Genomic DNA, 2089 nt, shown 5'->3' with positions numbered 1-2089 from the left:
TTGCAGCAGCTCCGCCCGTTCGCCTACCTGCTTCTTTCGCTGGTAGCTTTGAATGTGCTCGATGGTTGGCTCCGGCGCAGTGCGTGAAGCTGCCGTCTCTGGCTCATCAAATAAAGACAGCTGCTCCATCCCTACTGGGAGGGAAGCTGTTTTCTCGGAGCTTTTGCCGTACAGCTTCTGGGTTAGAAATTGTACGGTTTCCTGTAGCCATTTATTCTCTTTTTCCAAGTCGCCGATGCGATGCTCCATCTTTTGCAGCTGTTCCAAAGGGCTCATGAGATACCGTTCCTTCACTGTCTTCTATACCTATTATTATACCATAAAAGCAGGCATTAACCCAGATTTTACAAGGGTTTTCGACTTCTTTTTCGGCTTACATGGAAGGGATGAAAGCAAGCTTTTTGACCGCTTTCGGCTGATGAAGCGACAGGCCTTCCAGCAACCACCGGAACTCCTGTGGCGTGATCGAGCGTACGGCCTCGGCATCCATGGGCCACTGGTATTGACCGGATTCCAGTCGTTTGTACAACAGGACGAATCCATCGCCTTCCCAGTACAAGGCTTTCATCCGATCACGCTTGCGACCGCAGAACAGAAACAAATGATTCTGGAACGGGTTCAATTGTAGCTGATGCTGCACTAAGTGAATAAGACCGTCAATGGATTTTCGCATATCCGTATATCCACAGGCGATATACAGCTGATCGGCCTTCGAGATGTCACCGAACATACTGAAGGATGCGCAGCGTCTGTTCGAGAAGTACGGTAGACGCATGCTGATGAATTTCGATCGTAACGGCATCTGTTCGAAGGATAATCGCCGCTTGTTCATGACTTGCTTCGGAACGAGGGGCGTTCGTCAGCAAAGATGGAGGGACCGGTACGAGAGTTGGTTCATTCGGGGTGGAGCAAGCAGGAAGGGATTCGATAGCAGCTTTACGGATTTTCTTAAGCCAGTAGTAATAGCTTTTCACGCTGACTTCGTGATCGGCACACCAACGAACCACGGTCTGACCACTGGAACGGCAGTCACGAATGATTTCGGTCCACTGCTGAAGTCGATAGTGATTCCTCATCTCTAAAGTTTGCAATTGGACACACTCCCATTAGAGTTTTTCAAGTAGAGTCGAAAAACTCCAACGACTACTCTAACGGAATTGTCTCAAAAGTTAGACTGCGATGGAATACACCTTCTTGTTTGACGCTTACTGTGTTCTAGTGGCGTTCGTTTCAGCACTTTGAAAAATAAGTTTCCCGAAGCACATCTCGAAATAGCCAAAGGAACATCTGAACAGAATCGTGATTACATTGCTAAAAGTGGTAAATGGGAAAATGATAAGAAGCATGGCACTATAATACCAGGCACATTCGAAGAGTTCGGTGAAATGCCCGTCGAGCGACCTGGAGCACGTAACGATCTTGCCGATCTCTACGATCTTATCAAATCAGGCGCTTCAAACTATAAAATTATGGAACAAGCCCCAGAATACCTTCTTCATATAGATAAAATGGAAAGGGTTAGGCAAACCATCAAGGCTGAAGTATTCAAAGACAAGTTCAGAGAATTAATTGTTACTTATATTTGGGGCAGAACGGGAATCGGAAAGACAAGAAGTGTCATGGAGAAATACGGTTACTCAAGTGTTTATCGCGTTACAGACTATTTACATCCATTCGACAACTATAAAGGCGAAGACGTAATATTGTTTGATGAATTTCGAGGACAACTTAAAATCCATGACATGCTTAACTATTTAGATGGGTATCCACTGGAACTCCCATGTCGGTACGCCAACAAACAAGCCTGCTACACCAAAGTCTATATTATCTCTAATATCAGCTTCGAACAGCAATATCCAAATATTAAAGACGAACAAGCTCAAACTTGGCTTGCATTGAAACGCCGTATCCACAACTATCAGTTATTCGGACAACAAGAAGCGAAAGACATACTGGAGATGTTTTCAAAGGGTAATCTATATATTCGGCAGTAAACCATTGGAATAAATTTCTGGACAGTAAGTGCAATGTCGTATATCGTAAAATCAAGCCTATGAGCCAGCGAGGTGCGACAAGTGAAACTACCAAA

General features: G+C 45.0%; 4 protein-coding genes. 1 reads left to right on the top strand and 3 read right to left on the bottom strand.

All coding sequences use genetic code 11. The features are described 5' to 3' along the window. The 3 genes from M6D81_RS31380 to tnpA form a co-directional block, all read right to left on the bottom strand. Positions 1-276: transposase (locus M6D81_RS31380; RefSeq protein WP_262681590.1), on the bottom strand; the 276-nt coding region annotated here is incomplete at its 3' end. A gap of 97 nt (positions 277-373) precedes the next feature. After that, entirely contained in the window at positions 374-730 is a 357-nt protein-coding gene (gene tnpB / locus M6D81_RS31375) for an IS66 family insertion sequence element accessory protein TnpB (RefSeq protein ID WP_262681589.1), read from the bottom strand. After that, positions 720-1076, bottom strand: a complete 357-nt coding sequence (gene tnpA, locus M6D81_RS31965; protein WP_410795809.1) for an IS66 family insertion sequence element accessory protein TnpA — start codon at positions 1074-1076, stop codon at positions 720-722. The genes tnpB and tnpA overlap by 11 nt, the downstream gene beginning before the upstream one ends. Positions 1077-1238: 162 nt before the next feature. On the opposite strand from tnpA, the gene M6D81_RS31365 reads away from it, so the two are divergent. Then, entirely contained in the window at positions 1239-1994 is a 756-nt protein-coding gene (locus tag M6D81_RS31365) for a hypothetical protein (RefSeq protein ID WP_262681585.1), read from the top strand. Positions 1995-2089 lie beyond the last annotated feature (95 nt).

The organism is Paenibacillus sp. J5C2022 (assembly GCF_025567625.1).
Classification (GTDB): Bacteria; Bacillota; Bacilli; order Paenibacillales; family Paenibacillaceae; genus Pristimantibacillus.
Note: the sequence above shows the minus strand (reverse complement) of the source record. Positions and strands in the feature narration are given on the sequence as shown.